This is a genomic window from Saccharothrix sp. BKS2, assembly GCF_047689505.1.
Classification (GTDB): domain Bacteria; phylum Actinomycetota; class Actinomycetes; order Mycobacteriales; family Pseudonocardiaceae; genus Actinosynnema; species Actinosynnema lopnurensis.
The window spans coordinates 150,673-176,426 of sequence record NZ_JAUQOL010000005.1 but is presented as its reverse complement, the minus strand read 5'-3'; the positions used below and the strand labels follow the sequence as shown (position 1 = coordinate 176,426).

At 75.3% G+C, this 25,754-nt stretch carries 17 protein-coding genes; 5 read left to right on the top strand and 12 right to left on the bottom strand.

What is annotated here, in order from left to right; genetic code table 11:
- Window positions 1–156 precede the first annotated feature (156 nt).
- A complete protein-coding gene (locus Q5530_RS11920) occupies window positions 157–2,172 on the bottom strand; it encodes a cellulose binding domain-containing protein (protein WP_415362232.1) in 2,016 nt (671 codons plus the stop codon).
- Window positions 2,173–2,371: 199 nt separating this feature from the next.
- Window positions 2,372–3,373 carry an alpha/beta hydrolase gene (locus Q5530_RS11915; protein WP_415362231.1) on the bottom strand — a complete coding sequence of 334 codons (1,002 nt, stop codon included), beginning with the start codon at window positions 3,371–3,373 and terminating at the stop codon, window positions 2,372–2,374.
- Between the two features lie 246 nt (window positions 3,374–3,619).
- Between Q5530_RS11915 and Q5530_RS11910 the strand changes: the two genes are divergently transcribed.
- The 3 genes from Q5530_RS11910 to Q5530_RS11900 all read left to right on the top strand — a co-directional run bounded on the left by Q5530_RS11910 (window position 3,620) and on the right by Q5530_RS11900 (window position 7,964).
- Window positions 3,620–4,435 (top strand): SAM-dependent methyltransferase, encoded by an 816-nt coding sequence (locus Q5530_RS11910; protein WP_415362230.1) that lies wholly within the window; start codon window positions 3,620–3,622, stop codon window positions 4,433–4,435.
- A gap of 136 nt (window positions 4,436–4,571) precedes the next feature.
- Window positions 4,572–6,683 (top strand): putative bifunctional diguanylate cyclase/phosphodiesterase, encoded by a 2,112-nt coding sequence (locus Q5530_RS11905; protein ID WP_415362229.1) that lies wholly within the window; start codon window positions 4,572–4,574, stop codon window positions 6,681–6,683.
- A 75-nt stretch (window positions 6,684–6,758) separates the two neighbouring features.
- Entirely contained in the window at window positions 6,759–7,964 is a 1,206-nt protein-coding gene (locus Q5530_RS11900; protein WP_415362228.1) for a hypothetical protein, read from the top strand.
- A 45-nt stretch (window positions 7,965–8,009) separates the two neighbouring features.
- Here the strand turns inward: Q5530_RS11900 and Q5530_RS11895 are convergent, their stop codons facing one another.
- The 7 genes from Q5530_RS11895 to Q5530_RS11865 all read right to left on the bottom strand — a co-directional run bounded on the left by Q5530_RS11895 (window position 8,010) and on the right by Q5530_RS11865 (window position 18,126).
- Window positions 8,010–9,722: a thiopeptide-type bacteriocin biosynthesis protein gene (locus Q5530_RS11895; RefSeq protein WP_415362227.1), complete on the bottom strand. Its 1,713-nt coding sequence runs from the start codon at window positions 9,720–9,722 to the stop codon at window positions 8,010–8,012.
- Window positions 9,719–10,867 carry a hypothetical protein gene (locus Q5530_RS11890; protein WP_415362226.1) on the bottom strand — a complete coding sequence of 383 codons (1,149 nt, stop codon included), beginning with the start codon at window positions 10,865–10,867 and terminating at the stop codon, window positions 9,719–9,721. Before Q5530_RS11890 ends, Q5530_RS11895 begins: the two co-directional genes overlap by 4 nt.
- On the bottom strand, window positions 10,864–12,558 hold the full coding sequence (locus Q5530_RS11885; RefSeq protein ID WP_415362225.1) for a TOMM precursor leader peptide-binding protein: 1,695 nt from the start codon (window positions 12,556–12,558) through the stop codon (window positions 10,864–10,866). The genes Q5530_RS11890 and Q5530_RS11885 overlap by 4 nt, the downstream gene beginning before the upstream one ends.
- A 134-nt stretch (window positions 12,559–12,692) precedes the next feature.
- A complete protein-coding gene (locus Q5530_RS11880; protein ID WP_415362224.1) occupies window positions 12,693–14,279 on the bottom strand; it encodes a hypothetical protein in 1,587 nt (528 codons plus the stop codon).
- Window positions 14,276–15,352, bottom strand: a complete 1,077-nt coding sequence (locus Q5530_RS11875; RefSeq protein ID WP_415362223.1) for a lantibiotic dehydratase C-terminal domain-containing protein — start codon at window positions 15,350–15,352, stop codon at window positions 14,276–14,278. The genes Q5530_RS11880 and Q5530_RS11875 overlap by 4 nt, the downstream gene beginning before the upstream one ends.
- Entirely contained in the window at window positions 15,349–17,886 is a 2,538-nt protein-coding gene (locus Q5530_RS11870; RefSeq protein WP_415362222.1) for a lantibiotic dehydratase, read from the bottom strand. Before Q5530_RS11870 ends, Q5530_RS11875 begins: the two co-directional genes overlap by 4 nt.
- A 75-nt stretch (window positions 17,887–17,961) precedes the next feature.
- Window positions 17,962–18,126: a thiazolylpeptide-type bacteriocin gene (locus Q5530_RS11865; protein WP_415362221.1), complete on the bottom strand. Its 165-nt coding sequence runs from the start codon at window positions 18,124–18,126 to the stop codon at window positions 17,962–17,964.
- A gap of 339 nt (window positions 18,127–18,465) precedes the next feature.
- Here Q5530_RS11865 and Q5530_RS11860 point away from each other — a divergent pair, with 339 nt between their 5' ends.
- Together Q5530_RS11860 and Q5530_RS11855 are read left to right on the top strand one after the other, a co-directional pair.
- Window positions 18,466–19,248, top strand: a complete 783-nt coding sequence (locus tag Q5530_RS11860) for an AfsR/SARP family transcriptional regulator (protein WP_415362220.1) — start codon at window positions 18,466–18,468, stop codon at window positions 19,246–19,248.
- Window positions 19,249–19,260: 12 nt separating this feature from the next.
- Window positions 19,261–19,644 carry a transposase gene (locus tag Q5530_RS11855; RefSeq protein WP_415362219.1) on the top strand — a complete coding sequence of 128 codons (384 nt, stop codon included), beginning with the start codon at window positions 19,261–19,263 and terminating at the stop codon, window positions 19,642–19,644.
- Here the strand turns inward: Q5530_RS11855 and Q5530_RS11850 are convergent.
- The 3 genes from Q5530_RS11850 to Q5530_RS11840 all read right to left on the bottom strand — a co-directional run bounded on the left by Q5530_RS11850 (window position 19,641) and on the right by Q5530_RS11840 (window position 25,668).
- Window positions 19,641–21,107 (bottom strand): DUF4185 domain-containing protein, encoded by a 1,467-nt coding sequence (locus Q5530_RS11850; protein WP_415362218.1) that lies wholly within the window; start codon window positions 21,105–21,107, stop codon window positions 19,641–19,643. The two genes, Q5530_RS11855 and Q5530_RS11850, sit on opposite strands and share 4 nt — an antisense overlap.
- Window positions 21,108–21,546: 439 nt before the next feature.
- Window positions 21,547–21,702, bottom strand: a complete 156-nt coding sequence (locus Q5530_RS11845) for a hypothetical protein (RefSeq protein ID WP_415362217.1) — start codon at window positions 21,700–21,702, stop codon at window positions 21,547–21,549.
- A gap of 162 nt (window positions 21,703–21,864) precedes the next feature.
- On the bottom strand, window positions 21,865–25,668 hold the full coding sequence (locus tag Q5530_RS11840) for a protein adenylyltransferase SelO family protein (RefSeq protein ID WP_415362216.1): 3,804 nt from the start codon (window positions 25,666–25,668) through the stop codon (window positions 21,865–21,867).
- Window positions 25,669–25,754 lie beyond the last annotated feature (86 nt).

Genomic DNA, 25,754 nt, shown 5'->3' with positions numbered 1-25,754 from the left:
CCTCACCCGGCTCCACCGCTGTCGACCACGTACAGGATCGCGTCCGCGTTCAGGCGGCGGCAGTGCTCCTCCCACCGCCCGCCACGGCCTGCGGGTCGGTGCCGCCGACCCGCGTCCGCGTCGCCCCCTGCCGCCGACAGGGGGCGACGCGCGTCCTCAGCGGGTGGTGCAGAGGGCCCCGTTGAGGAAGTACTTGAGCGGGCGGACGTTCGGGCCCTGGTAGTTGCCCACGAACCCGGCCGTGGTCGACGCGCCCGGGGCCAGCGCCGCACCGCCGGTGACCGTCACCCGGTCACCGGTCTGCGCCCAGGTGGCGTTCCAGCCGTTGGCGACCTGCTGCCAGGAGGTCGGCCAGGTGTAGGTCAGCGTCCACGCCTCCACCGGCCTCGTGCCGGTGTTGGTGATCTCCAGGTCGGCCACGAAACCGTTGCCCCAGTTGGTGGTCTCCCGGTAGCTCACCGCGCACGACGAGGTGGCGGGGGTGCCGGTGGCGAAGGTCAGCGGCGGCGACGACCACGACACCCGGCCCGCGTTGTCCCTGGCCACCAGGGTGACCGTGTACTCGGTGCCGGGGGAGAGGTTGGCCGCGGTGAAGCCGGTGCCGGTGGTCTCGCCCCACTGCTCGGTGTGCGCGCCGACGACCCGGTGCACCTCGTACTTCACCCCGGCGGGCGGGGCGGGCCAGGACAGGGCGGCCGTGCGGTCGGTGACCGCCCCGGCGACCGGGCGGGCGGGGGTGGCCGGCCGGGTGACCGCGCCGGAGGGCTCGAGCACCAGGGTGGTGATCGAGTACGGCGGCAGGGTGGCCGAGGACGACGGGCCCGCGGTGGTGGCGATGCCGGTGTCGCCGTTGGCGAAGGTCAGCACGGTCGCCTGGCCGGCGGCGGTGTAGCCCGCGAACCGCAGGCCCACGGTCTTGGCGGTCCCGGGGTCCTGGTTGACCAGCATCACGGCCAGGCCGCCGTCGGGTCGCCGGGCCGCGTGGGCGCGCACCAGCGGGTCGCTCGACGCGGCCGTGACGAGCTGGTCGCCCGGACGGGCGAAGCGGGACACCATGGAGATCGCGTGGTACGGCGCGAACGGGGTGTTCAGCGCGGGCTGGCAGGTCGTGCCGTCGGCGGCGCAGTTGCCGCTGGAGAGCAGGCCGTAGTCGTCGTAGTCGGGGTGGCCCGCGATCTCCCGGACCTGGCCGATGCCGTTGTGGACGTTCCACCAGTCGACGCTGAACACGCCCTGGCCCAGCATGGTGGCGTAGGCGTCGGCGGCGAACAGCGCGCCCGGCTGGGTGTTGCGGCCGTAGGAGGTGTTCACCTCGGTCAGCGCGATGCCCAGGTCCTTGCCCGCCAGGCGGCGCGACTGCTCGCGCACCAGGGCGATCTGGTCCACCACCCGGTCGGTCTTGGCCAGCACCTGCGCGGCGGTGTCGCCGCTCGGGTACCAGTGGACGATGCCGAAGTCGACCACCGGACCGGCGATGGACAGCACGACCTCGTTCCACGACCCGGTGTCGCCCGCCGCGGTGATGCCGTCCGGCCACTCGCCCGGGGTGGTCAGGACCGCGCCGACCTTGATGGTCGGGTCGACGGCCTTCATGGCCGTGGCGTAGTCGCGGACGAGGGTGGCGTAGTAGGCCGGGCTCTTGTCCGGGTGGTGGTCGGCCTCCCAACCGGAGCCGTAGTGGCCGTTGCCGTAGTTCTCGTTGCCGATCTCCCAGTACCGGACGCCGTAGCCCTTCTCCACGTTGGCGTAGCGCACCCAGGCCGCGGCCTCCTCGGGCGTGCCGGTGCCGTAGTTGGCGGTGACGACGGCCTGCCCGCCCGCGCGCCGCACGCCGCCCATGAAGGTGTCGAAGTCGGTGTTGGGCGCCACGTAGCCGCCGGGCGCGGTGTGGTCCTCCCAGTGGTAGATGTCCGAATAGGACCCGCCGGGGTAGCGCATGGCCTTGACCCCGGCGTCCTTGAGCAGGTCGGCGACGGCGTCGCTGCCGAGGTGGGTGTCCCAGATGGCGTGGTTCACGCCGATCGCGGCCTCGTGCACCACCTCCAACCCGGCTCGGGTGTTGACCGTGACGGTGACGTCCGGGTCGGCCTGGGCCGCGGGGCCGGTGACCACCAGGGCCTGGGCTGCCACCAGCGCGGCGAGCGCGGGCAGCACGACGAGACGCGGTCTCATGGGCGGTTCCTCATCGACGGTGATGGCTGGGAGCGCTCCCAAACTCTGCGGTGCGGTGGTGACCTTGTCAATTCCCACCGCACCACCGCCGAAGGCTGCGTACGGGTGGCGTACGGGCGCGGCGTCCACTCCGCCCAACGGTCCTGTCGAACCTTGGTCGAACCCCGTCGAACAGGGGATCAGGGGTCCCGGGCCGCGCTCACAACCCCGTCGTCCACGCCACCACGACCCGGTGGAAGTCCGGGGCGTTCGGGGCGTAGTTGATCGAGTGCCCGTACCCGGGCAGCACGTGGGCCTCCAGCCGCGCGGCGGGGGAGAAGAACGGTGCCTCGGACGCGCGCAGCGCCTCGGCCGACGAGCAGTCGCTGCCCAGCGGCGGCCCGCAGAAGTGGTTGTCCTCGCCCACGACGACCAGCACCGGCGCCTCGACCAGCCGGGTGAACGGGACCACGACGTTGTTCAGCGCCGGCGTGTCCACGGCCTCGGCCACCGAGAACACGTCCTTCGTGGACTCGTCCAGCGCCACCGCCCCCGGCACCTCCGGTCCCGGCGCGTGGAACGACCGGAAGCGCGTCCCGGCGGCCGTGGTCAGGTAGCCGGGGTCGAGGGTGCGGCCGAGGAACTTCGGGTCCAGCGCGGCCGGGACCATGCCGGCCAGCACCGGGACCACGGCCACCAGGTTCATCCGGTGCGTGAACCCGGTGACGAGCACGCCGTCCACGTCCCGGTGCAGCCCGGCCTCGACCAGCGCCATCGCCGAGCCGATCGAGTGGCCGCCGACGACCACCCGCGAGAACCGGGGCCGCAGCGTGCGGATCACCTGGTGCACCGCCTCGGCCTGGGTCGTCGCGGTCACCAGCGCGCTCGGCGGCCTGGAGCTGCGGCCCGTGCCCAGCCGGTCCACGGCCAGCGTCGCGATGCCGGCCCGGTTCATCGCCAGCCGGTAGGACCGGGTGTCCGGTTGGTGGGAGACGTCCCAGTACGAGCGGTTGTACGTGCCGCCGGGGACGAGCACCTGCACGGTCGTCGACCCGGCGGGCGCGCACAGCGTCCCGGCCACGGCCTGGGCGGTGCCGGCCACCGCCACGGGGACCCGGACCTCCCGGCACGGCACGGGCTCGGCGCCCGCCGGGGTGGGCGACAGGCAGGCCCCCGCGACGAGCAGCACGGCGGCACCGGACCGGACACGCGACCAACGCACGGGTGAACGACCTCCATCGAGTCGACGCGCCCGGGAACGGCGGTCGGCCGGGTGCCACCGGAGCACCCGCGCTCGCCCCGGGAATTCCCGTCGGAAAGGGGAGAGTCCCACGATAGGACCCGTTTGGCACAGGTCGACAGTGCCCGATCGGGTGGGTTGCTTCACTCGGAAGAAGCAGAATCACCACTTTTTCTTCGGCGAACCGTTAAGTTCGACGGCCCGGGAAGTGAAGCAGGTGTGCCCGAAATGCAGCGAGGCGAATGGGTCCCCCCGGACGTGGACATTTCCGTGCCCAGCATTTCCCGCACCTACGACTACCTGCTGGGCGGCGCGCACAACTTCGCCGCCGACCGCGCCGTGGGTGAGCGGATCGAGGCGGCCATGCCCGGCCTGCGCGCGGCGGCGCGGGTGAACCGGGCCTTCCTGGCGCGGGTCGTGCGCCACCTGGTGGCGCGGGGCGTGCGCCAGTTCCTCGACATCGGCTCGGGCATCCCGACCGTCGGCAACGTCCACGAGGTGGCCCAGGCGCGGGCGCCGGAGTGCCGCGTCCTCTACGTCGACCGCGACCCCGTGGCCGTGGCGCACAGCGAGCTGATCCTGGTCGGGAACGACCGGGTGGACGTCGTGCCCGCCGACCTGCGCGACCCGGCGGGCATCCTCGCCGACCGGCGGGTCCGCCGGCTGCTCGACCTGGACGAACCGGTCGGCCTGCTGATGCTGCTGGTGCTGCACTGGGTGCCGGACGAGGACGACCCGGCGGGCCTGGTCGCCCGCTACCGGGACGCGCTCGCGCCCGGCAGCTGGTTCGCCATGACCCACGTGACGGCCGACGAGCAGGGCGAGGAGCTGTCCGAGGCGACCGACGTGATCCGCCGCAGCAGGAGCCGCGACCAGGTCACCCTGCGGTCGCGCGCCGAGATCGCCGACCTGTTCGCCGGGTTCGACCTCGTCGAACCGGGCCTGGTGGGCTGCGCCGGTTGGCGACCGGGTGGACCCGCGGACATGGCGGACGAATCCGACATGAACGTGTTGGTGTACGCGGGAGTCGGCAGAAAAGCGTAAGGAGCGGACCACCGCACGGCATTTCCGCGGTGTCGACCTCATCGGGTGATCATTTTTCACCCCGACGGCCGAGACTTGGCCGGTGGGGCTCGGTAAACTGTCGCGGACTCCCCCACACCACAGCAGGGCGACGGAAATGCCGTACCCCACTCGAACACCGCGATCGACGCCGTCGGGCGACGGCCGGGAACCGCTCGCCCGGAAGTGGTCCTACCTGTTCGGCGCGGCGGTGGTCGTGCCGCTGACGCGGGACGAGCTCGACCGCGAGCTGCGCCACCACCTCGACGTGCTGTGCGCGGCGCTGCACGCCGAGCCCTTCGCCGCTCGCCCGGTCGAGGAGGTCGGCGAACGGCTCGTCGCGCTCGGCCACGTCGGCGAGGGCGGCCTGCGCGTCACCGTGGAGGTGCTCGGCAAGGGCCTGCCCGCCCTGCCCGAGTTCCAGCCCGTCGAGCGGCACGCGCAGCGCGTGGTGCTCGGCCTCGGCGCGCTGTCGTGCGGGTTCCTCGCGGCGAACCGGCGGGCGGTGTTCGAGCAGCAGGAGGCCGTGCAGGCGTCGCTGCTCAAGGCGGTCCGCGACGTCCGGTGGCACCTGCGGGAGAGCGAGGCGCGGTTCGAGGAGGTCGTCACCTCCTCCACCAGCGGCGTGCTCCTGGTCGACCTCGACGGCCGCCTGGCGCGCACCAACGCCGCCGTCACCGACATCCTCGGGTACACCGCCGGGGAGCTGGCCGGGCGCACCCTGCTCGACCTCGTCCACCCCGACTCGGCGAAGCACCTGGCCGAGGCCCTCCGCGGCCTGGTGACGGGCGGGCCGGAGCGCATCCGGCAGGCGCAGCGCCTGCTGCGCAAGAACGGCGACACCGCCCGCATCACCCTCACCGCCTCGCTGCTGCGCGACGAGACCGGGGCGCCCGCCCACTTCGTCGCCGTGGTCGAGGACGGCACCGAGCTGGCGCTGCTCCGGGCCGAACTACACCGCCAGGCCCTGCACGACCTGTCGACGGGCCTGCCGAACCGGCAGTTCTTCACCACCCACCTGGAGGGCGCGCTGCGCCGCGCCGACCCGGTCCGCGGCGTCACCCTGCTCCACCTCGGGCTCGACGCGTTCGGCCTGGTGTGCAACGGCCTCGGCCGGGCCGCGGGGGAACGCCTCCTGGTGCACGTGGCGCAGCGGCTCAAGGCCGTGTTCGCCCGCGAGCAGGCGATGATCGCCCGGCTGGGCTTCGACGAGTTCGCCGTCCTGGTCGAGAACACCGCCACCACCCCCGACGTCGGCACCACCGTGGCCGAGCTGAACCGCGAGCTGTCCGAACCGGTCTACCTCGACGGGTGCGGCCTGGCCGTCACGGCGAGCGTCGGCGTGGTCCGCCGCCCACCCGCCGACGCCTCGCCCGACGACGTGCTGCGCGCCGCCGAGCAGGCCCTGCGCCGGGCCAGGACCCACCGCCGCGGCCAGTGGGAGCTGTTCGACCCGGACCGCGACCTCGTCGAGCGGGAGACCGACCGGCTGGCGGTGTCCCTGCCCGGCGCGCTGGAGGAGGGCCGCTTCACCGCCCGCTACACCCCGGTCGTGGCGCTGGCGGGCGGCGCGCTCGCCGGCGTGTCCGCGCGCCTGCGCCACCAGCTCCCGGACGGCGGCGAGGTGGCGCACGACCGGTGCGTGGCGCTGGCCGAGCGGACCGGCCTCATCCTCGCCCTCGGCGAGTGGCACCTGTCCACCTCGTGCGGCCAGGTCGCCTGGTGGCGGCAGTCGGGCTTCGCGGGCACCCTGCACGTGCCGCTGACCCGCCACCAGTGCTGCGACGCCGACCTGGTCCGCCGGGTGCGGCGCGTGCTGGGCGGCACGGGCCTGCCCGCCGACCGGCTGGAGGTCGGGGTGCCGGTCGGCGTGCTGACCGAGCCCGACGCGGTGGACAACCTCACCGTCCTGGCGGAACTGGGCGTCGGCACCTCCCTCGACGACTTCGGCCTGGGGCCCGACGACCTGGCCGCGGTGGCGGACCTGCCGATCCGCCGGGTCCGCGTGGCGCGCCGCGTCGCGGCCCGGCAGCCGGCGGGCGGCGACGACCACCTGGCGCACCTGGTGTCCCCGGTGGCGGGCGCGGGCGCCGAGGTGGTGGTGGACGGCGTGACGACGCCCGAGCAGGCCGCCTGGTGGCGCGCGGCGGGCGCGACGACCGCCACGGGCCCGCTGTACGGGGAGGACCGCGCGCCGCACGCGCTGACGTCGGCGATCCGCGCCGGCTGAGTTCCCCGGTCGCTGTCACATTCCACGTCGCCGCGACGATGAGGTGGTTGCAGCCCGGACGGAGAGGTCGGTGTCATGAGTCAGCCCACCGCGGACGCGCACCGGCTCGGCGGTCGCGTCCCGCCCTCGGTGCCCGGGGTCGACGGCATCGCCGCCCACGCCGACCCCGTCGTGCGCAACCTCCTGATCACCCACTGCTACCACGAGCTGTCCCGGGCGCTGGCCGACCGCACCGGCGGGTCCGCCAACTGGTGCACGTTCGCGGTGTGGGCGTCCAAGCAGGTCGGGCAGACCATCCGGCAGGAGGACCTGGAGCGGACGCTGGAGCGGCTGCTGGAGTCCTCGCCCGAGGCGTCCGCCGCCGTGGGGCTGGTGGTCGGCGGCCTGCGGCGCGCCGTGCCCCGGCAGGCCCTCGACCACGCCGCGCGGCTGGTGCGCCGGACCGCCGCGGCGACCGCGCGGCTCGACGCCGTCAGCGAAGCCTCGGCGCGCGGGAACCTGAAGGTCTTCGCGGAGGTCGCCCGCGAGTTCGCCCGCTTCCTGGCCCTGTTCGACGGCGACGGGACCGCCGACGAGCGGCGGGTGGCCGAGTTCCTCGACGCCCTGCGCCCCGGCGAGCCGCCCGAGGGCCAGCGCTACCTGAGGCAGGCGTTCACCCGCTACCACCGGGCGATGACCACCGACGACCCGAAGCGGCGGGCCGAGCTGCTGCTCCTGGCCAACGTCGAGATCGGCCTGCACGAGCAGACGCGGCTGCAACCGGAGATCGCCGCCGCGCTGGAGGCGCCCGTGGTCGACCCGCGCGAGCTCGAACGCCGCCTGCTCGACCTGGTCCTCCCGGACAACCGGGTGCTCCGGTGGCTGCGCCTGGCGTTCCTGACCGTGATCGGCAGGCGCGACCCGGTGCGCGTGGCCGTCGACCGGCTGGCCGCCCACGTCCGCACGCTGGCCCGCCGGACCGTCACCGCGCACCTGATGACGCTGGCGCTGCCCGGCGGTGAGCTGCTGGACCTGGGCGAGGACCTGCCCGCCCGGTTCCCGCCGCTGCTCGCGGAGCCGGCCGACCCCGAGCTGCTCGCGCTGCTCGCGACCGTCGACCCGACCGCGAACAGCCTGCTCGACACCGCCGCGCGGGACTGGGCCGACCTACCCGACCGGATGCACTTCATCGCGGACATGTTCCGGTGCCACGCCCAGCGCGGCGACCTGCTCGACCCGCCGTTCACCGACGAGCAGGTGGCGGAGCTGGCGGCCGGGCGCCGCCCGACCGGCAGGCTCTGACCGGGCGGGCGTGGACCGGGCGGTCGGTCGATGCGGGCCCTGCCTTCACGGGTTGGGACCGAGGGGCATCAGGTAGACCAGCACGTCGTCCACGCCGTCCAGGCACAGCACGTCGTGCGCCAGGTCGTCGTAGAAACCGCCGAACAGCCCCAGGGAGAGCCTGGACGACGCGGCGACCAGCGCGAGGTTCTGCGCCAGGTGCCCGGCCTCGGTGAACGCCAGCCGCAGCGCCCGCAGGCCGTAGGCCGCGCGCAGCGCGCCGATCCGCGCGTAGAGCCCGAGCACGGCGGGCGTGGTGGCCGGGTCGACCCGGCCGTCCCCGTGGCCGAACCACATGGAGGTCGCGCCCAGGTCCCCGGTGGGCGGTGCGGGCGCGACGCGGACCAGCACCCGCCGCGCCTCGTCCACGTCGTACACCCCCGGCTCCAGCCCGGACACCCGCAGGGCCACCACGCGCAGCCGCGCGCTGTGCCGCGCGCCCGCGCTCGGGTAGGGCCTGCGCCCGTCGGCCAGGGCGCCCTGCGCGGTCCACAGCAGCGTCGCCAGCTGCCTGGCGTCGAGTGAGCCGGCGTCGAGCGGGTCGGCGTAGAGTGGGCCGGCGTCGAGTGAGCCGGCGTCGAGTGGGTCGGCGTCGGGCGGGCTGTCGTTGAGCGGGCTGTCGTTGAGCTGCCCGGCGTCGAGCGGGCTGGAGTCGAGCTGCCCGGCCGGCTCCGGGCCGCGCGCGGTGCGCCGGGTCAGCAGCGCGTCGACCAGCGAGCCCGGCACGGGCGCGGCGTCGGGCAGCGCCACCTCCGGCCACCACGGCGGTCGTGGCGGCGGGGCGTACCCGACCTCGCGGGGGCCCTGGTCCGGCACCCCGGGGTGGAACCTCGCGGCGGCCAGGTAGCGCCGGTCGGGCGCGGTCGCGCCGTCCTCGTGGAACGGCGTGGGCCCGTCCGGGGCCTCGGCCGTCATCGCCACCAGCCGGCAGGCGGTGCGCTCCTCCTCGGGGTTCAGGCCCAGGCGGTTGAACAGCATGTGCAGCTGGGAGGCCCAGGCGTAGCGCGGCAGGTCCGCCCGCACCTGCTCCGCCCAGTACGCGACCGCGCCCGTGGCGTGCGTGCCGAGCCGGTCCCAGCGGGCGGCGAGGAGGGCCGCCCGCGCGTCGTGCAGCGTCCGGGCGGCCACGTGGGAGCCGAGGCCCGGCGGGGCGACGGGCTCGCGCGCCTGCCGCCAGCCCGTCGCCAGGGACCGCAGCCACGCCGCCGCCCCCAACCGGTCCAGCCCCAGCGCGGTCGTCGTGGCCATCACCAGCTCCACGGCCGCGGTGAACTTCGCGCCGGGCGCGCGGGTGGACCGCAGCACGGCCACCGCCACGTCGGTGCTGCGGCAGAACACCTCCTCGGCGACCGGCAGCGCCGCCGGCCCGCCGTACCGCTCCACTTCCGGCTCGTAGGGCGCCTCGCGCACGTCGCCGTGCGGTAGCCACTCGCCCTCGGCCGCGCCCGCGGCGGCGTAGAACGCGGCGGGGTCCAGGTCGAGCCGGGGGTGGTCGGCCCGCGCCACCAGCTCGCGCAGCTGCCCGGTCAGGTCCACCCGGGCGTCGCGCAGCCGCAGGCGCAGGTGCGGGCCGGTCCGCCAGTACCGGACGTAGAACCAGTCGGTCACGCGTCCCGCCGCGCGGTGCTCGGCCATCGCCGGGGCGAGCGCGTCGGCGACGAAGGCGTCCACGTGCTCGACCGCCCAGGACAGCCGCACGTGCAGGCCGGTCCAGGTCATCGCGTCTCCAACGGGGTGAGGTCGTAGGTGAAGCCCGTGCCGCGCGAGCGGCCGGCCACGAGCAGGTAGAGCAGCGCGTGCGACGCGGGCGCGCCGGCCAGGGCCTCCAGCGGGCCGTCGTCGGTGCTGCGCGCCGGGCGGCAGAACGCGCCCGCGCCGGCGGCGGCCGCGCACACGTGCTGGGCGGTCGCGCCCGCCGCGCGCAGCAGCGCCCGGTAGCCGTCGGGTCCGTCGGCGGCCACCGCGGCGGCCGGGTCGCCGGTCGTGACCAGGGCGAGGTTCACCGAGGCGACGTGGAGGGTGCCGGGCGGGTGCCCGAACACCGGCTGGAGCCGGGCCACCGCCGGTCCGGGCTCGACCAGCCGCAACCCGCCCGACACGGCGTACCAGCCGTCCTCGACGCCCGCCACGTTGCGCACGGCCAGCCGGTGCCGCAGGTCGTCGCGCACCGGCGAGCCGGCCGGCGGGTCGTTGACCGCCTCGACCACGGCGTGCAGCGCGCTCGCGGGCAGCGGTCGGGGATCGGCCGCGATGCCGCGCGGCCCGACCCCCGAGCTGCGGCGCGGGAGGGGTGCGGCCGGGTCGCCGGTCTCCCGGTCCGAGGTCACGGTGACGGTCGTGCCGGTGGCGCGGGCCCGCAGGCCCAGGCGGGCCGCGTGCTCGACGAGCGCCGCGGCCACGTGCCCCACCTCCAGCTCGGTGAGCACGTCGCCGAACTCGCGGTAGCCGGGGGAGAGGCGGTCGCGGCGGCGGACCAGCTCGACCCGTGCCGCGCCGTCGGGCGCGGGCGGTTCGTCCCCGACCAGGGCCCGGCGCACGGGGTCCAGCGGCCACCGCCGCGACCCGACCGCCAGCACCAGGTCGACGGTGACTGCGGCCCGCGCGGAGGGGTGGGCGCGGTGGTCGTTGTACTGGTTCCACGGTTCCCAGCGCAGCGGGGTGGCCACGTCGGTCAGCAGGTGCGCCAGTGCCGCGCCGAAGCGGCTGTGCGCGGCCAGCGCGGTCAGGGGGACGCGTGGTCCCGGCGTCGACCCGGCTCGCGGTGACGCCCCGGGCTCGACGAGCCGGCCGGGCCCGTGGGCGTAGGCGGCGGCCAGCGCGGCGTCCCGGGGCGTGGCGTCCGGGTTCACGTCGTCCGGGTTCACGGGAACGGGTGGGGCAGCGGGGGACCGGCCAAGCGCAGCCGGGGGAGGCCGCGCGTGCGCCGGTTCAGCTCGCCGAAGGTCATCGGCACGGTGCCGGGCACGATCACCTTCGCCGAGTGCAGGCCGAGCCGGTCGCGCACCACCGGGTCGCTCTGGTCGACCGCGATCACCTCCAGGTCCAGCGCCGCCCACCGGCGCACGTGGTGCTCCAGCACCGCGTCCAGGTCCTCGCGCGGCACGTCGGGGACCACGGGGTCCACCTCCGGGCCGGGCACGAGGAAGTCGTACCGCTCGACGGCCTCCGGCAGGCCGTTGACGTTGACGTGGTCGTCCATGGTGCGGACCAGCCTCGGGTCGCGCAGCAGCCGCCGCAGCCGGTCCGGGTCGAAGTCCCCGGGCTCGGCGCGGTAGCGCTTGGCCCCGGCCTCCACGTCCATCACCACCTCGGCCGCCGCCGAGCGCATCGCCGCGTCCGGGTCGAGCCCGGCGCCCGCGGCGAAGAACGCCCGGGGCAGGCGCGGCCTCGGCGCGGTGCAGCGGGCCAGCGAGAGCACGGCGGGCACGCCCAGGTCGTTGGTGGCGTCGTAGAGCTCCAGGCGGTAGCCGAGCTGCTCCAGCCGGTCCGCGAGGTGCGTGGTGACCTCGTCGCGCACGCGCAGGCGCGGCAGCCGCACGCGGCCGTACCAGGCCATGAGGAACGCGTCCCGCTCCGCGACCTCGAACAGCCCGTGCAGCACGGCCTCGGCGAGGCTGTTGCCGGTGCCGCAGCCGTTGGACGTCTCGTCGACGAACCGCGGCCCCTCGGCCGGGCCCCAGTAGGCCACGTGCTCGGGCACCGCCACCGGCCGGCCGCGGGTGTAGGACCAGCCGTGCACCCAGCGGGTCCGCGCGTCCGGGTGGTACGGCGCCACGTGCGGCGACGCGTGGTCGGGCAGGCCCAGGCGGGCGGGGTCGAGCGCGCGGTCCCCGAGTTCGGCGTACGACGCCTCCAGCACCGTGGTGACGCGCCGGGGCCGCAGGCCCGCGTGCCGCTCCACCGCCTCGTACAGCGCGACGCGCTCGGCCTCGGCGTAGTCGGCGGTGCGGCCGAACCCGGCCTGCCCGCCGACCAGTTCGGCGCTCACCGCCGCCACCGTCAGGTCACCGATGCGGTACATGCCGCCCACCGGGCCGTGCCGCAGGTCGAACAGCTCGCGGTGCAGGGCGTCGCCGCCGGTGCGCGGGTTGGGGCCGCGCAGCGTGCCGGGGACGGCCGGGACGGGCGCGCGGACCACCTCGGCGGTGCCCGGCGAGTCCTCGGGCAGCGGGCCGCACGTCGGGCAGCCGCCGGGCCGGGGGCGCACCCGGTGCTCGCCCAGGGTGGCGAGGTCGGTCCGCAGCGCCAGGACCCGGTCGCGGTGTGCGTCCGGGTCGGCCAGCACGCGGTCCACCAGCGCCGCCAGCAGGGGGCGCAGCGCGGGGGAGGCGAGGCCGCCCAGCCGCAGCCGCCCGTCGCCGCGCGGGGCCGACGCGCCGAGCGCGGCCAGGCGGGCGTCCTCCGCGCACCGCACGCACACGCCGCCGCCGGCACCGCCGACCACCGGTCCGACCAGGACCAGGGCGCCGTCGAACCGCACCGGCAGCACGGGGCCGTCCGCGCCGACCCGGTCCAGGTCGTCGATCGTGTAGTCGACCAGCTCCAACACCCTCACCGGGTCGCCCCCCGGTGCGGCGAGGTCGCCAGGCCGGTGGGGTGTGGGGGTGGTTGGAGTCGGGTTCACCGGGCTGCTCCCGGTACGGCGAAGGCCGCCGGCACGGCGAGGCGCGCGGGTGGTTCGAGTCCGGTTCACCGGGCCGCTCCCGGTACGGCGAAGGCCGCCAGGCCGGCGGCCTCCAACACCGGCCCGAGGCGCACCGGCTCGACCTCGCCGACGAGCGCGCGCAGGCCGTCCCGCACCGCCTCCTCGCCGTCCCGCACGCCGTGGGGCCAGTGCCAGTCGCGGTTGGTCCACGGCGCGGCGGCCCCGTCCGGCGTGGCGAACGGCGCCGCTCCGCACAGCACCACCGGCCCGGTCACCCCGGCCTGCGCCCGCCCGGCGGCGGCCAGCGCGGCGAACGCGACGGCGTCGGCGGGCTGCGCCTCGACCGCCCAGGACAGCTCCTCCCCGGCGGCCCGCACCACCGCCCGGACCACGCCCGGACCCAACCTGGTCACCTCCACCTCGGCGGGCAGTGCGAACCGGAGCACCACGGCCTTCCACCAGCGGCGGGCGGTCGGGTCGGCGGACCACTCGTCCTCGGCGACCGGGGTGCCGGGCAGGTGCCGGGCGGCGGTGCGCAGGGCCAGGCCCAGGGCGTGCGCCCGGTCCGCGCCGAGCACCGCGCCCGCCGGCGCGAGTTCCCGGGCGGCGCGCAGCAGGGCGTCGAGCCGCGCGGCGTGCTCGGTCGTGCCGAAGCCGACCGCGTTCCCGGACGCGGCCAGCTTGACCGGCAGCTGGGGCAGGTCGCCGGGCAGCGGGGTGGGCACCGGGCCCAGTTCCCGGTCGCCCAGGACCTCCAGCAGGGTGCCGTTGGGCTCCTGCGGGCGGACCGTCGACAGCCACGGGTGGTACTCGGCGCGCAGCGGGTCCACGCGGGTGACCAGGACCGCCTGGTGCGGTGGCCCGGTCGGGGGGACGTCGCTCCACATGTCGACCACCTCGGTCGCCGGGTCGGGCAGGCCGCCCAGCGCGCAGACCAGCCGGTGCGCGGCGGCCGACCCGACCAGCGCGGCCAGCACCTCCGGCGGTGTCCCGGGGGCGCCCGCCAGCCGGTCGGCCACCGCCGCCGCGTCGGCCACCACGTCGGCGACGGGGCCCGGCGCGACCGCGAAACCGACGTCGGCGGCGCACCCGGCGGCGACCGCGTGCGGGCCGGCGATCAGGAGCAGGCCCGCGCCGGGGCGGACGGGGGCGACGTCGAGGCCGGCGGCGGTGAGGGCGCGGTGGGCGGCGGCGGCCGGCGCGCCCTCACCGGTGACCACGGCGGTCGTGGAGCGCAGCCGCCGCCACGCCTCCAGCGGCGACGCGGCCACCGACTCCAGCCAGCTCGCGATGTCCGGTGGCGGTGCGCCGAGATCCCGGTGGGACGTGCCACCGTCACCCGCGCCGCCGTCGCCCCACCCGGCGGGCACCTCCACCAGCAGGTCGTGCTCGCGGAGCTGGCCGATGATCAGCTCCAGCGCCCGCGCCACCGCCGGCGACGCGTTCTCCGGCACGGCCAGCTGCTCCGGCGGCACCCCCTCGGCCAGCGGACCGGCCAGGCGCTCCCAGATCGTCCACAGCCCCCGCCCGCCGTCGACGGTGAAGCTCGACCGCCACCCCCGCACGTGCAACCCGGTCGCCGTGGGCGTCGCGTGCGCGATCGGGCGCAGGCGCAGCAGCACCCCGCTCACCGGTCCACCTTCACCATCCGCGCGACGTGCTCGGACCAGCCCAGCCCGGTGATCCGCTGGACCGCCCGCACCACCAGGCTCGCGGCCAGGTAGCGCTCGACGGGGGTCACGTCGCACACGGCCAGCAGCTGGTAGAGCATGTTGGTGCCGAAGCGGTAGACGGTGACGGGCCGCCGGTAGTCCGGGTGGTCGAAGTCGACCTCCCGCAACCTGAGGTGGTAGTCGCTGACCCGGTCCTGGTGGTCGCGGTGCCAGCGCCGGACCGCCTCCCGCGCGCCCAGCTCCAGGGCGCGCTCACCGAGCTGCTCCGGGTAGGCCGTGGGCAGCCCGCCCCGGTCGAACACCTCCTCCACCAGCGCGCGGGACCCCTCGGTCCACGCCACCCACGGCGTGCTCACCGAGCCGTCGGCGACACCGCGCACGGTGCCCACCACCTGGTCGGCGTTGCGCTCCCACACCCGGTCGAACCGGTCGCGCAGCACGCCGTCCGGGTCGCTGTGCAGCAGGAAGTCCTCCAGGTGCGACAGGAACGAGTGGTAGCCGTTGGCCAGGCCCGCCGGGAACCGGCTCGCGTGGGCCGCCATCGCGATCAGCGCCAGCCGCACGCGGGTCTGGCTGGTGCCCGTCACGGCCACGGCGTCGCGCACCGCGGGCACGCCGAGCCGCAGGCACCGGGTGCGCAGGTCCACCAGCGGGTCGGAACCCAGCAGCTGCCGGACGGCGGTGAAATCGGTCGGCTCGACGACCACGGTGTTGTCCGGGTGGATCGGCTCGTAGGGCGGCGGCACGAGCTCCGCGATCCCGTTGCGCTCGGCCTGGGCGAGCAGCCCGGCCCGACCGAAGTCCACAGTGGACGGATGGTCGGCGAGGTGCGCGCGCAGCCGGTCCGCGACGAGCGCGGCGGTCTCGTCCGGGCCGTCGAGCCGCACCCGCACGTGCGGCCCGTGCAGCCAGTGCCGCTCCACGTGCCCCACCGCGCCGCGCTCCCGCGCCGCCGCGAGCGCGGGCAGCACGGCCTCGCGGAGCAGGGGTGCCTTCACCGGGTCGTGGTAGTAGCAGACGACGTCGATCACGAGGCCCTCCAGTAGGTTTCCGCGATCAGCTCGACCACCCGGCCGTCCGGCGACCCGGTGCCGGGCACGGGCAGCGCCTCGGTCAGCCGCACGCCGTCGGGGAACCGGGCCAGCAGCCGGGGCAGGCAGCGCAGGTGCAGCGGGTCGCCCAGGTCGGCGTACTGCGGCTTGCCCGCCGTCAGCGCCCGCCGGTAGGCGTCGGCCGACACCGGTCCCGGGTCCGGTCCGACGAAGACGTGCTCCGGCAGCCCGTGCCGGGCGCGCAACCGGGCCACGTCCAGCGCGGCCCGCTCCTCCGCGCCGATCGCGGGCGGCGCGGGGAAGTCCCACGACCGGCGCGCCAGCACGACCTCGCCGAAGGTCAGGCGGCCCCGCGCGGTCACCCCGCGGTGCGTCCGGACGGGCCGCAGCGCGTCCAGGTCCACCCAGCCGCAGGCCAGGTCCGAGTACAGCGGCGCCTGCCGGTCCGGCAGCGCCGGCGCGATCAGGAAACCCAGGTACAGCACGTCGAGCGGGACGCCGCGGTGCGTCACCCGCACTTCGTCGGCGACCGGGTCGTGCCGCACGTCCAGCTCGTCGGCGGGCAGGTCGGCCCAGCGGGCGTCCTCGCCGACCTCGCGGGCCCCGAGCAGCGGGTGGAGGTTGGCGTTGAAGCCCTGCACCGGGCGGAACTGCACCGGGTGGTCGGTGTAGCGCCGCACCTGGCGGGTGACCGCGTCGCGCGCGCCGGGCAGCAGGTCGAGGAAGCGGCTGGTGAACTTGCCGAACCCGGCGTAGACCCGGTTGACCACGAGCCGCCCGTCCGGGGTCGGCTGGGCGAAGAAGCCGTACGAGCCGGCGCGGCCGGTGGCCCACGCGGGCAGCAGGTCGGCGGCGGTCGCCAGCACCTCGTCGGTGACGACGCCGTCGTGGACCTGCCCGGCCAGCTTCTCGCGGATGCCGAGGACCGCGCGGACCCCGGGATCGCCCACGGCCTCGGCCGCCCCGGTGCTCGTCGAGTCCTGCCACGCCAGGACCAGCGGCCCGGAGCAGTCGGCCAGGCTCGCGACCCCGCCCTCGCCGAACCGCTCGACGAACCTGGTCCGGATCAGCCGGCGCAGCAGCACGTGCTGGTCGAACGCCGCCAGGAGCGGGGTGAGGCGGGCCAGCGCGGGTACGGCGCCGGGAGGGACGGGCACCGGCTCGGGCAGCACCACGTCCTCGACCACGGGGGTGACCCCGGTCAGGTCCGCGCCGATCCGCTCCCCGAGTTCGCGCCAGCCCTCGGTCAGGTCCGTGAGCACGGCCGTGCGGGTCTGCGGGTCGGCGGTGGCGAACGCGGCGGTGGTGGCGGCGAGGGAGGTCAGGCGGCGGGCGGTGTCGGCGAAGTGGCTGCCCGCCGGCTCGTCGGCTTGCCGGCCGGTGTCGGCCCGCTCAACGGTGTCGGCCCGTTCATCGGCCTCACCTGCCTCCTCGGCCCGCGCGGCGAGCCACGCGGCCAGCGAGCCCAGCGCGTCCGGGTCCTGCGGGTGGACGGGGGACACCGGCACCAGCAGCCCCAGGTCCCGGGTCTTCGCCACGAACCCGCGCGCCGAGCGTTCCGCGTCCTCACCCGCCAGCCGCGCCGCCAACGCCCCGGCGACCCGGGCCGGCGACACCCCGTCGGACCCGGCCTCCCGCACGGTCGCGACCACGAACCGCAGCGGCCCGGACGCGGCGAGGTCCACCTCCTCCTCGCGCACCACCACGGCGCGGCCGACGCCCTCCACCGGCGAGTCCCGGCGGAACAGCAGCCGCCCGTCGTGTTCCCGCAGCGCCGGCGCCAACCGGTGCGGCAGCCCGGGACCGAGGGCGTCCACCACCCTGGTCACCAGCAGGCGGTGCGCGGCCGGGTGCGACACCGGCGGCGCGGCGGGCCACGGACCCTCGCCCCACACGCCCCAACCGACGTGCGTGTACCAGGACAGCGGGCTGGTCTTGGCGGTCGCGCGCAACGCGTACCGCAGCACCGCGGGCTCGACCTTGCGCGCCCGGCGGTCGGGCTCGCCGCGGCCCCGCGCGGTGCGGTCCAGGCCGTGCAACAGGTCCGGGCCGGTCAGCGCGCTCGCCCGCCGCAGCGCGTCGGCCGCGCACACCTCCGCGAGCCACGCCCGGGACGCGGCCAGCTCGCGCGGCCACGCGGTCACCGCCTCGTCCACCGCCCGCACCAGGTCGGCGTGGGCCGCCAGCCAGTACGCCAGCAGCGGCACCCGTTGCGGCAGGTCGCCCAGCTCCGCCACGACCCGGGGTCCGGGCACGCGGCCGTTGTGCACGTCGCGGCGCAGCGGCAGCACCACCCGCCGGTGGAACTCGGCCGGGTGGCCGGCGGCGCTGTCGTGCAGGGCGTCGGCCAGGTCCGGCGCCAGCGCCGCCACCCGGGCCTCGGCCGCCACGACCTGGCCCAGCCCGGTCCGGAAGTCCGTGGTACCCGGTCGTCGGTGCGGCAGCGCCGTCACCCGGACCAGCGCGTACGGCGCGAGTTCGGTCGTGGTCCGGCCCGTCGCGCTCCCGGTCATCCGGTGCTCCCCCCGGTGTGGGCCGGGAGCGCCCGCGAACGGGCGCCCCCGGCTCGGATCCGCTCGGCTGCCCGGTCAGCTCGGCAGCTGCGGCACCTGCTGGCAGCAGCAGCACGAGGTGCTGCTGCACGAGCACGCCGCCGCCGAGGCGCCGGTCTCGGGCAGCGCGACGGCGTCGCGCATCGCGGTGACGGCCAGGTCACCCAGGTCGAGTTCGGAATCGTCGAAGGTCAGGTCCACGGGTTGCGTCCTTTCGGGAGTGCTTCGGCGACGCGGCCGGGCGACGTGCCGACCCGGGACCGCCCGCCCTGTCGGGTGGTGCGATCACCCGCCCCGGAGCCGTCCCGGTGACCGGCCCGCCCCGCTCGCGGCGGTGCGGTTCTCCGAATCGGGTTCGTTCGGGGTCAACGGGCACCTCCTCGGGACACGGGCGACGGGCCGGACGATTCCACCTGCCGGTATACGTCCGGTATGCGTTTCCGGGCGAGGTAACGCACTCCGTTCGGTGTGGCGCCGCGCACCTCCGGGTCCGACATACCGTGTGCGGTGACGGGTCGGGCTGAGGTGGGGAGCGCTGGGATGTCGGTTCGGTCGACGGTGCGCGTGCAGCGGGAGGTGGACGTCCGGCTGCTGGGCGGCTCCTCGGTGAGCGGACCGACCGCGGGCGGCGTGGTGCCCGGTGGCGTGAAGACGCGCACGCTGCTGGTGGCGCTCGCGCTGGACGCCGGCACGGCCGTGTCGACCGAACGCCTGCTGGACTACCTGTGGGAGCGGGAACCACCGCGCAGCGCGGTCAAGAACCTCCAGCTGTACGTGTCCCGCCTGCGCCGCTGCCTGGACACCGCGAACACCGGCTTCGCCCGCCTGCTCGTCCACGTCGGCCACGGCTACCGGCTCGACGTGCGCCCGGAGGCCGTGGACGCGCTGTGGGTGGACGGCCTCGCCCGGCGCGGCGCGACGGCGCTGCGGCAGGGCGACCTGCCGACCACGGTGGCCGCGCTGACCCCCGCGCTGGCGGGCTGGCCGGTCGACGGCCTGGTCGGGCTCGTGCCCTCGGGCCCCGCCACGACGGTGACCGCGCTGTGGCGGGAGCGCAGGCTCGCCGCCGTCGAGCACCTGGCGACCGCGAAGACCGAGCTGGGCGCGTGGGCCGAGGCGGTCGACCTGCTGGCGCCCCAGGCGTCCGCCCACCCCGCCCGCGAGTCCTCGCAGGTGCTGCTGATGCGCGTGCTGGCGCACCTGGGCGACCGCACGGGCGCGATCGGCGTGTACCGCCGGCTGTGGCACGTGCTCGACTCGGACCTGGGCATCAGGCCCGGGGTCGAGGCGCGGGCGGTGTACGAGGAGGTCGTGGGCGACTAGATCGACGCGGTTGTGTGGAAGGGGCGCGCCGGTGCGGCGTGGCGTGGTGTGCCTGGGCGGTATGGGCCGTGGAAGACCGCGTATGAACGGTTGCGGTTGTGGACCGCGGACGGGACGGGGGACCGGATCCCGGAGCACGTGATCGTCGAGGACGACTCCCCGGGGACGTTGGGGGAGAATGTCGCGTTCGTGGTCGGTGTCGATTCCACCCCGATCTCCACGAGCTCCGCGACGTCGTCGAGCGGTGCTTCGACAAACTCGAGCAGTTCCCTGAACTCGAGCAGTTCCGCGGCCTGGCCGGCAGGTTCGCGAAACGAGCCGCCCACCACCGAGCCGGGATCATCCCGGCCCGCATCGTCCTCCACCTCAGATGAAGATCCACAGGACACGCCCTAGCCGGTCGGCGCCATCGCCCCCGCTCGGTGGCGTGCCGCCGACACCCCGGTGTTGGCGCTCGCCGCAGACCTGGTCACCGCCGCGATGTCGGCTCTGCTCACGCGGTTGTCGGTATTGTCACCGAGTACCGCGATCTGCTCGGCCAGCGGCAGCTTCTGCCACTGCGGCGACACCGGCCCGACGTGCCCGGGAAGGGCGGGCTCGTCCTTCGTCACCGCCAGCGTGGCACCGACCGAGCCACGCGCCGCGACGGTGCCGTACATGTTGCCGGTCCACTGGCGGACGCCGTAGTACTCCGACCCGACCCATTGCGACAACAGGATGTGGGAGTTCGCCAACGTCGAGTACGGATGCACGATCGGCGCGTAGATGTTCTGGGCCTGCGCGTAGGTCACCTGGGTCTTCGGGGCGGTCCACAGGCCTGTCGGGTACGTCGCCGTCTGGGTGACCGCGCCGCGGCCGCCGTTGAGGAACGACAACACGACCCGCCCCTCGATGACCTGTGCCGACAACTCGCCGATGGCTTCGTTGCGACTCGGTGCGTTGATGATCGGCGTGATCGGCCCGTACTGGCGCCAGTCCCAGCGACCGGAGCCGTCGACGCCCCAGAAGCGGTACTGGCTGTAGTTCCACATCTTGTCCCACGGCACCCGCATGAGGTGGATGCCACCGCCGTTCCAGCGGCCCTCGTTGGTCCCGTAGACGTAGACGAAGTTCTCACCCGGCCACATGATCATGGTGTTGTTCTGGAACAGGCTCATGTCGCCGCTGTTCCAGTAGTCCATGTTCTCCCGGTTGGTCTCCAGGTTCCACGTGGTGGTCCAGTTCTCCGCGTTGGTGTCGGTGGACGTCCACAGCCGGGAGTACCAGGTGCGCCAACTGCCACCGGCACTCGGGATGCCGCCCTGCTCGGGGATCGCCCAGTCCCGCACACCGAACGTGGTCATGATGTAGCGGCCGTCGGGCAGGTGGATCAGGTCGTTGGGGATCTCGGTGACGACCTGCCCCGGCGTGTTCCTGGCGTAGTCGGGATCGTTGTGCCGATAGAGGATCAACTCCTTGGCCCGTGAGCCACCGATGGCGTTGTCCCAGCGGATACCGTTCTGCAGGTCGGTGTTCGACTGGCGCAGCCCGACGGGCGAACGCCACCCGGTGACGTTGACCGGCACCGGCTGGTCGAAGGTGTCGCCGAAGATCGAGATGCAGTAACCGTGGTTGGTCCGTGCCGTGAACCCGAGGTCGGTGCCCCGGAAGCCGAACCGGGCCGTCTCGTTGCCCGTGAGGTCCTTGAGGTAACCGGCACGCGGTGTGTCGGCTGCGCCGGCCGTCGCGGCGCCGAGCCCGCCGCCGGCGCCGAGCAGTGCGCCGGCGGCCCCCTTGAGGAACGTCGCACGGCTGATGCCGCGGCCCGTCCGTGCTGTCGGATCGGTGCCATCGCCGCTGGTGTGGTCGTCGCGTCGCATTCCGCTCCTCCAGGAGTGACCGCTGTGTGACCACGACGCTACCCACTGTTCCGGAAAACGGGAATGACCAGGTTTGCCGGTGCCGGAACGTCAGTCCCGAAACCGGACAGCAGGTCGGCTGGGGCGTGTCCTGTGGATCTTCATCTGAGGTGGAGGACGATGCGGGCCGGGATGATCCCGGCTCGGTGGTGGGCGGCTCGTTTCGCGAACCTGCCGGCCAGGCCGCGGAACTGCTCGAGTTCGTTGAAGCACCGCTGGACGACGTCGCGGAGCCTGTGGAGATCGGGGTGGAATCGACACGATCCCCGCCCACGCCTCATCCCACGTCCTACCACGTCCTACCACGCCTCATCATCTGCACACGATCATGAGAAAGACCCCCAGGACACGCCCTGGTCGGTGTCGTTCCCACGACGGACCGACCCGCCGAGGCGCACCGCTAGCCGCTGCACCTGGTGACCAGGTAGGAGGGGGTCATCCGGCGCATCGCGGCGGCCAGCAGCCACAGCCCCGGGAGCACGACGGCCCACGCCCACCACGGGGCGGCGACGGCGCCCAGGCCACCACCGACGGCCACCCCGGTGACCAGCTGCACGCCTCGACGACGGCTCGCGGTCAGGGGCCCGCACGGAGTGACGGGATCGGATCGCACACCGCCATCGTCCCAGCTCTCCGCCGACCGGACCAGTACCCCACCGGGCTACCCGCCGGGTTGTCGCTCGTGCGCGGCCGAACCGCCCGACGCCTGACCGCCGGCTCAGGTCCCGCAGAACGTCCGGTAGTCGGCGCCGAAGTCGGCCGGGGCGGGCTCGGCGTAGCGCTCGAAGCCGGGGCGCTCGTCGTAGGGGGAGGTCACCGCGTCCAGGAGGCGTTCCAGCGGGGCCCGGTCACCCCCGGTCGCGGCGGTCAGCGCCTCCTCGACCAGGTGGTTGCGGGGGATGTGCACGGGGTTCACCCGGTCCATGGCGTCGCCGTCCGGGCCCAGGGCCCGCCAGCGGGCGATCCACGCGTCGATCCCGGCCAGGTCGAGGAACAGCTCGCGCGCCGGCTCGGTGTCGCCCCGGGCCGCCGCGCCCAGCCGGCGGTGGCACGACGTGTGGTCGACGTGGTTGTCCCGCATCAGCGTCAGCAGGTCGTCGACCAGCGGCGCGACCACCGCGTCCGCCGTGTCCGCCGGGGTTGCGGACAGACCCAGCTTGGCCCGCATCCCCGCCGACCACGCGGCGTCGTACCGGGGCCGGAACGCGCCGAGCGCCTCGACCGCCACCGCGACCGCCCGCTCCTGGTCGTCGGCGAGCAGGGGCAGGAGGGCCTCGGCCAGGCGGGCGAGGTTCCACTCGGCCACCAGCGGCTGGTTGCCGTAGGCATAGCGCCCGCCCTCGTCGATGGAGCTGTAGACGGTGGCCGGGTCGTACGCCTCCAGGAACGCGCAGGGCCCGTAGTCGATGGTCTCGCCCGAGATCGTCATGTTGTCGGTGTTCATCACCCCGTGGATGAAGCCGACGAGCATCCACCGCGCCACCAGCGACGCCTGGGCGGCCACCACCGCCTCGAACAGCGCGAGGTACGGGTTGTCCGCCTCCGCCGCCCCGGGGTGGTGCCGGGCGATCGCGTGGTCGGCCAGCCGGCGCAGCAGGTCGACGTCGTCGGTGGCGCGGGCGTACTGGAAGCTGCCGACGCGCAGGTGGCTCCGCGCGACCCGCGCGAGCACGGCCCCCGGCAACGCGGTCTCGCGGCGCACCGGACGACCGGTCGCCACCACGGCCAGGGAGCGGGTCGTGGGGATGCCCAGGGCGTGCATCGCCTCGCTGATCACGTACTCGCGCAACATCGGCCCGACCGCGGCCAGGCCGTCGCCGCCTCGGGAGAACGGCGTGCGCCCGGAGCCCTTCAGGTGCAGGTCGCGCGGGTGGCCGTCGGCGTGGGTGAGCTCACCGAGCAGCAGCGCCCGGCCGTCGCCCAGGCGCGGGGAGTAGTGCCCGAACTGGTGCCCGGCGTATGCCTGCGCCACCGGGGTGGCCCCCTCGGGGACGTGGTTGCCGACGAGCAGGCGCACCCCTTCGGGACCGCGCAGCCAGGTGGGGTCCAGGCCCAGCTCCGCGGCCAGGGGCTCGTTGAGCACGAGCAGGTCCGGCGCGGGGAACTCGTCGGCGCGCCAGGGGAGGGCCAGCTCGGGGAGCGCGCGGGCGAAGTCGTTGCCCAGGGTGGTGGTCGGGGGCGGTGCGGTGCTCACGTTCCCAAAGGTACGCGCGTGCGTGGACCTGCCCGGGTGGTCGGCGCCGGACCAGCCGCTGCGGTCGGGGCGCGTCGTCGGGGGACGGGGATGTGGGGGCGGCCGCGTCGGGGCTGTTCGAGCGGCGGTGCCGGCGAGGTTCTCGCGGTAGAGCGTCGTGTCGGGGTGGTCGGGTCCGAGGACGCGTTCGCAATCGGCGACGGTGGCTTCGTACAGCGCGATCGCGCGTCGGAGGTCGCCCGCGCACCAGTGGGTGAAAGCGGTGTTGTTGCGGGAGGTGAGGGTGTCCGGGTGGTCGGGTCCGAGGACGCGTTCGCGGTCGGCCAGGCACGCCTCGTGCAGGCGGATCGCCCGCTGGAGGTCGCCCACCGCCCGGTAGGCGGTGGCGAGGTTGTTGCGGGTGATCAGCGTGTCGGGGTGGTCGGGTCCGAGGACGCGTTCGCGGTCGGCCAGGGTCGCCTCGTGCAGCGGGATCGCGCGCCGGGGGGAACCCGCGATCGAGTAGGCGGTGGCGAGGTCGTTGCGGGACAGCAGCGTGTCGGGGTGGTCGGGGCCGAGGACCCGTTCGCGGTCGGCCAGGGTCTTCTCGTACAGCGGGATCGCGCGCCAGGGGTGACCGGCGGCCAGGTAGGCGGCGGCAAGGGTGTCCTGCGTGGTCAGCGTGTGGGGGTGGTCGGGTCCGAGGACGCGTTCGCGGTCGGCCAGGCACGCCTCGTGCAGCGGGATCGCCCGTTGGAGGTCGCCGGCGAACCGGTAGACGTAGGCGAGGTTGTTGCGGGCGGTCAGCGTGTCGGGGTGGTCGGGGCCCAGGGCGCGTTCGTAATCGGCGACGGTGGATTCGCGCAGCGGGATCGCACGTCGGAGGTCACCCACGGACCAGTAGGCGTAGGCGCGGTCGTTGCGGCTGGCCAGCGTGCTCCGGTGGGTGTGCCCGAGGATGCGCTCGCGGCCGTGCAGGGCTCGGGTGAAGTAGGCGAGGGCGGTGGCCGAATCGCCTTGGCCGACCAGGTAGCGGCCGAGGTGGGTGAGGAGGTCGCAGGTCTCGCCGGTGTCCGTGGCGGTGGCGCTGTGACCGAGCAGGGCTTGGGCGTGGGGCAGGACCAGGCGGTAATGGGGCCAGCCGGAGGGGTGGCCGGGATCGCGCTCGAGGAGCCCGGTGAGCAGCGCGGTGGTGGCGGTGGCGCGGGCCGCGTCGAGGTCGCGGGCCCGGCGGTGCGGGTCGTGGGGGTCGGGGGTGCGCGTGATGGCCTGGACCAGTCGGTGCACCCCGATGGTGGTACCGGTGAGGGTGATCATGCTGTGGGCGGCCAGCCTGCCGAGCGCCTCCACCAGGTCGGGCTCGTCGGCCGTCCCGTCGAGCAGCGTTCGCGGCACGGCGTCGGGCGCCCACCAGGCCAGCACCCGCAGCACCCGGCCGGCCAGGGGCGTGTCGGCCAGCCGGTCGAGGGTGACGCGCCAGATCCGGGCCGCGGTGCGCTGGGCGTCCCCGCCCTCGGCCGTCGCGGCGAACATCCGCGCCGGGTACCGGGCGAGCAGGTCCCGGTACCCGGTCGGGGGGATGCGCGCCTGGGCGAGGTAGGAGGCGGCCTGCTCCACCGCCAGCGGTAACCAGCCCAGCTCCGCGCACAACGCGTCCGCGCCCCGGAGGTCGGCGTCGGGCCACTCCGCGCGCACGAGCCCGGTCATCAGCGCCACCGCCTCGGCGGGCAGGAGCACGTCCAGCACCACCGTGCCCACCCCGCGCCAACCACCACCTCGGCGGGACGTGATCAGCACGGTGCCGGTCCGCACCCGCTCCAGCAGCCCGGCGACGTCCGCCGGGGCGGTGAGGTTGTCCAGGACCAGCAGCCACCCGTCGTGGGTGGCCAGCCAGCGGACGCCCAGCCGCGTCCGTTCCTCCGGCGGCAGCTTCGCCGCCTTCGGGGCCACGGCCTCGGCCAGCTCCGCCAGCCCGGCGTCCAGCGCGGCCGGCGAGTCCGCCGTCACCCACCAGATCAGTTCGAACGCCTCGGCGTGCACCGCGGCGAACCGCGCGACCAGGGTGCTCTTCCCGACCCCGCCCAGACCGTGCACCGCCACCACCGCCGCCCGGCCCCCGCCGGCGACGACCCCGCCCAGGCGCGCCAACTCCTCGCCGCGGCCCACGAACAGCTCCGGTGCGACCGGGACCCGCCCCACCGACGGCGGCGGGGACACCGACTCCACCGCGGGCACCCCGCCCATCACGTCACCGTGGACCGTGATGTCCCCGCCGGCCTGGAAGAGGTTCGCCCCACCGGAGGCCGCACCGGACTGGCTCACCCGGCCGGCCGCGCCTGGCTCCACCATCGCACCCCCTCCGATCGCCGTGCCGGCCCCGCGGCCGGACAACCGCCACCACACCCCGCGCCCGCGGCCGGCCGCAACGCACGATT

What these genes read in the sequence shown, in the direction of transcription:
- Q5530_RS11920 (WP_415362232.1), bottom strand. Translation starts at nt 2,172, where the DNA reads ATGAGACCGCGTCTCGTCGTGCTGCCCGCGCTCGCCGCGCTGGTGGCA.
- Q5530_RS11910 (WP_415362230.1), top strand. Translation starts at nt 3,620, where the DNA reads ATGCAGCGAGGCGAATGGGTCCCCCCGGACGTGGACATTTCCGTGCCC.
- Q5530_RS11905 (WP_415362229.1), top strand. Translation starts at nt 4,572, where the DNA reads ATGCCGTACCCCACTCGAACACCGCGATCGACGCCGTCGGGCGACGGC.
- Q5530_RS11900 (WP_415362228.1), top strand. Translation starts at nt 6,759, where the DNA reads ATGAGTCAGCCCACCGCGGACGCGCACCGGCTCGGCGGTCGCGTCCCG.
- Q5530_RS11895 (WP_415362227.1), bottom strand. Translation starts at nt 9,722, where the DNA reads ATGACCTGGACCGGCCTGCACGTGCGGCTGTCCTGGGCGGTCGAGCAC.
- Q5530_RS11870 (WP_415362222.1), bottom strand. Translation starts at nt 17,886, where the DNA reads ATGACCGGGAGCGCGACGGGCCGGACCACGACCGAACTCGCGCCGTAC.
- Q5530_RS11860 (WP_415362220.1), top strand. Translation starts at nt 18,466, where the DNA reads ATGTCGGTTCGGTCGACGGTGCGCGTGCAGCGGGAGGTGGACGTCCGG.
- Q5530_RS11850 (WP_415362218.1), bottom strand. Translation starts at nt 21,107, where the DNA reads ATGCGACGCGACGACCACACCAGCGGCGATGGCACCGATCCGACAGCA.
- Q5530_RS11840 (WP_415362216.1), bottom strand. Translation starts at nt 25,668, where the DNA reads ATGGTGGAGCCAGGCGCGGCCGGCCGGGTGAGCCAGTCCGGTGCGGCC.